Here is a 4,587-nt window from a genome sequence, read left to right as displayed (position 1 = left end):
CTGGACGCCCTGATTAAGAGTCAGGTGCTCTACCAACTGAGCTAATGGTGCGTATCAACTACCCTTATATAATATCACTATCTAGGATAGTTGTCAAATATTTTTTAAAAAATTTTCCAAATATGGACTATCTGTTCTGAAATCTGGTCATAATCCCATTCTCTCATAGTATTTTTCACACTGTTAGGATCATTTATTATAAATTTACCATTTTTATAAGAATCTATAACTAAGATATGACCTGATAAGGTAAAATATCCTCTACCTACAGAAACAAGGAGGGGTCCTTTTTTTAAGGCTTCTATAATTTCATCTTTATCTTTTACTAAATCCTCGCATTTAAACCCGTATTTTTGTGCTTCATGAGGAAAGAAGGACCAAGCTATTCCATCTTCAACCATAAATGTTTCAGCATCTCTAGCAATCACGTTAGGTGTTATTGATGGATCTTTTTTTAATCTTGACAAAATCATTGACATTGAGGTTGGACCACATCCTGACATTCCGATAGTGCCATCTGTTAAGCTATTATAGCCCCATCGGTTATCCCATTGTATATAATATGGGGTCGCTCTGTTAAGTTTTATACTTTCACCTTCCTTAAAGTCGAATTTATTGATATTATGGTTTAAATTATATACAAATTCTACTGTGTCTGTGTCGTTTCCAACCAAATAAGCTTGTAAATTAGGTAACTTATCAAAATTGTCGTGTACCCATTTAGCTTTGGAGTTTGTTTGAGAAAGATTTTCCAGATTTTTTTTCAAATCTTCTTTTCTATCGGATTTAAAACTGGCTTTAGAGTTATTTACTATGTTAATATTGTTTATAATTTCTTTACCTTTTTTAAAGGTTTCGCTGGCAACTGAGTTTATATCTTCAATCATCTGTAAATTTTCTTTATCTATATATTCATTATTGGAATTATTTTTAAATGAGCATGAAGAAAAAGCAACTAAGCTTAGCAAAACAAATATATTTTTAAACTTCATAATTTAACATTACCATTATATTTCTAATTTATCAATTAAGTTCGTAAGTTAATATGTAAAATCCACACATTGGAAACTAAGACAAATAAGAGATATAATGTATAGATGAAATGGGGGTTGATATGAAAAATAATTTTAAATACGAAAAACTTACTCCTATGTTAAAACATTATGTTGATGTAAAAAATGACTTCAAAGATTCTATTCTTTTGTATAGAGTAGGGGACTTCTACGAAACTTTTTTTGATGATGCTATAATCACCAGCAAGGTGTTATCTTTGACCCTTACTGGAAAAGATTGTGGTCATGCTATCAAAGCACCTATGTGTGGAGTACCCCATCATGTTATAGATTCCTATGCTTTTAAGTTAGTTAAGCAGGGGTATAAGGTTGCTTTGTGCGATCAAGTAGAAGATCCTAAAGATGCTAAGGGTCTTGTAAAGAGGGCTATTACAAGAGTTATTACTCCAGGAACAATAACCGATATGGACTCGCTTAACAATAGAGAGAATAACTACTTATTGTCAATATTTCAAAATGAATATGGATTAGCTTTAAGCTATTGTGATATTTCAACTGGTAAGCTAGTTACTCTTGAAATAAAGGGTTTGAGTTCAAGTATAGGTAAGAAAGCAATAGATCAGATAGAAAAGATTAATCCATCAGAAATTTTGATAAATTCTGATTATACGGACAAGACTCTAAATCGTTATTTTTTAGATAAAGAAATATTCGTTAACTATATTCAAAATCCTAAAGATTACAAAAATAGAGCAACTCTGATTAAAAATTATTTAGGCGATAAAAATCTCAATAAAGTTAAAAATCTTAGATTGTCAATCTTATCACTAGCAAATCTTATCGACTATATTTATAAATTTCATAAGGAAAACTTAGTTCATATAAATAATATAGAAATCATTGAAATAAATGATTATATGCAACTTGAGGCTAGTACAAGAAAGAATCTTGAACTTCATAAAAACTTGAATAATAATGGCAAGGAAAATACACTTTTAAGTATTTTAGACCAAGCGGATACAGTTATGGGCTCAAGAATGATAAATGAATACCTAGAGAGACCTCTTGTAGATGAATCGAAAATTAATAGGAGACTTGATATAGTAGAAAGCATGGTCAATGATTCTATACTTTCAAATAATATATCAATTTTATTATCTGATGTTTATGACCTTGAGAGACTAATTGGTAAAATCTCCTACCAAAGGGCGAATGCAAGAGATTTCATAAGCATCAAAAACTCAATCAAAAATATACCAGAATTAAAAGCTATCTTAGAAAATAATAGTGATGAAAATATTAAAAAATTAGGAATCAATTTGCCTAATGTTGAAGAAATATTTGATTTGATTGATAAATCTATAGTGGAGGATCCTCCGATTACAATAACGGAAGGTGGTATTATTAAAGATGGTTATTCAAATGACCTAGATTGTTTAAAAAACCATGCTAGTAATGCTCAAAACGAATTGATTTCTTATGAAAATGAAGAAAGAGAAGCTACGGGTATAAAAAACTTCAAGATAGTTTTTAATAAAAATAATGGTTACTCTATTGAAATAACTAAGTCAAATATTGATAAAGTACCAGCTCATTATATAAGAAAGCAAACACTGAAGAATCAAGAAAGATACACAACCGAAAAACTCGAAGAACTTTCTAATCTAATTTTGGGTGGTAAGGATAAGATTTTTGAAATGGAATATGAAATATTCCAAGAAATCAGAAAAAAGGTTCTAAATGATACTATTAAGCTACAAGCTTTATCAAAGATGTTAGCAACCATTGATACCTTGAATACTTTCGCAAGAGTTAGTAAAGTAAATTCTTTTGTTAGACCTGAAATAAGGACTGATAATATTATAAAAATCAAAGATGGTAGACATCCAGTCATTGAGAATAATTTGAAAGAAAATGAGTTTATACCCAATGATACAGATATTGGTGAAGATGAAAACCTTATTCAAATCATAACTGGTCCAAATATGGCAGGAAAATCCACCTATATGAGACAGATGGCTATAATAATTATTATGGCTCAAATGGGATGTTTTGTGCCTGCTACATCTGCGCAGATATCTATATGTGATCAAGTTTTTACTAGAATCGGTGCAAGTGACAATATTTCAAAAGGCGAATCTACCTTTATGTTAGAGATGAATGAGGTATCAAATATCCTAAAAAATTCTACAGAAAATTCCTTTGTGATTCTTGATGAGGTAGGAAGAGGAACAAGTTCTGATGATGGTTTAAGCATTGCTATGGCTATTGTCGAATACTTGAGCAAACATAAAAAAGTTAAAACAGTCTTTGCTACTCACTTTCATGAACTAACTATTTTGGAAAATGAGCTTGACAATGTTGTAAATCTAAAAATAGAAATATTAGAAGAAAATAATAACTTAGTTTTTCTAAGGAAAATAAAAAAAGGTAAGTCAGATAGATCTTATGGAATAGAGGTAGCAAAACTTAGCGGGCTTCCAGATGAAATAATAGAAAATGCTAAGCTAATAATGGAAAAACTTGCCACTGATGATATGTTTGACTTAGATAAGAAGAAAGAATTGACCAGATCCATAGACATGATTTCTAACAGGAAATTTGATGATATTAAAAACTTTGCAAGTTCAATAGATGTAAATAATTTAACTCCTATTGAGGCTATGAATGAGTTAAACTCATTACTTGTAAAAATTGGTGAGCTATAATGACTATTATAAAGTTAGATGACAAAACAATAGAAAAAATTGCTGCTGGAGAGGTTATAGAAGCTCCCATATCTATTGTTAAAGAGCTTGTTGAAAATTCCATAGATTCTGGTGCAGATAATATAACTATAGAGATAAAAAATGGTGGTAAAACATATATAAGAGTAACAGATAATGGATGTGGTATTAATAATGATGAGATAGAATTAGCCTTTAGTAAACACGCTACATCAAAAATTAAGGACTTTAATGACTTGTACCATATATATTCACTTGGTTTTAGAGGTGAAGCTTTATCAAGCATTGTAACCGTTAGTAAGGTTACAGCAATAAGTAAAACAAAGGATGCTGAAATTGGGGCTAAAATTATCTTTGATAATGGTAAGATATCTAAATCAAGTATAGCAACCAACACAGGAACAAGCATAATAGTGGAGGACCTATTTAGAGATATTCCAGTTCGAAGAAAGTTCTTGAAATCTGATATTATTGAAGCAAATCACATCACAAAGCTTATGTACGCATTTGCTGTAGGTTATAATAATATCTCGTTTAAATATATAAAAAATGAAAATGTCGAATTTCACACAAGGAGATTTGAGGAGTCTAAAGAAAAAATCTCTAAGCTTTTTGATATGAGCTTAGGAGAAAATCTTATAGACATAGAAGCTTCCAATGATATCTATAAAATTTATGGCTGTATATCTAATACAAATTATTATAGAGGCAATAGGTCCCTTGAATATATTTTTATTAATAACAGGTTTGTCGATAGCGAGCTGATAAGAGATAGGATTGAATATGCTTATAGGAATAACTGTCTCTTATACACATCTGACGCTGCCGACGACCTAACACAGGTGTAG

The 4,587-nt window shown here is 30.2% G+C and carries 3 protein-coding genes; 2 read left to right on the top strand and 1 reads right to left on the bottom strand.

All coding sequences use genetic code 11. The features are described from left to right. Positions 1–104: 104 nt before the first annotated feature. Positions 105–992, bottom strand: a complete 888-nt coding sequence (locus Q0W95_RS07510; protein WP_297791454.1) for a C39 family peptidase — start codon at positions 990–992, stop codon at positions 105–107. 122 nt (positions 993–1,114) lie between these two features. Between Q0W95_RS07510 and mutS the strand changes: the two genes are divergently transcribed. Together mutS and mutL are read left to right on the top strand one after the other, a co-directional pair. Further along, entirely contained in the window at positions 1,115–3,721 is a 2,607-nt protein-coding gene (gene mutS / locus Q0W95_RS07505) for a DNA mismatch repair protein MutS (RefSeq protein WP_297791452.1), read from the top strand. Next, positions 3,721–4,587, top strand: a complete 867-nt coding sequence (mutL, locus tag Q0W95_RS07500) for a DNA mismatch repair endonuclease MutL (RefSeq protein ID WP_366800495.1) — start codon at positions 3,721–3,723, stop codon at positions 4,585–4,587. The genes mutS and mutL overlap by 1 nt, the downstream gene beginning before the upstream one ends.

This window comes from uncultured Anaerococcus sp. (genome assembly GCF_947253225.1).
Classification (GTDB): domain Bacteria; phylum Bacillota; class Clostridia; order Tissierellales; family Peptoniphilaceae; genus Anaerococcus.
This window is presented reverse-complemented; position numbering and strand designations above follow the sequence as displayed.

Coding starts and splice junctions, on each gene's coding strand:
- mutS (WP_297791452.1), top strand. CDS start 1,115: ATGAAAAATAATTTTAAATACGAAAAACTTACTCCTATGTTAAAACAT.
- mutL (WP_366800495.1), top strand. CDS start 3,721: ATGACTATTATAAAGTTAGATGACAAAACAATAGAAAAAATTGCTGCT.
- Q0W95_RS07510 (WP_297791454.1), bottom strand. CDS start 992: ATGAAGTTTAAAAATATATTTGTTTTGCTAAGCTTAGTTGCTTTTTCT.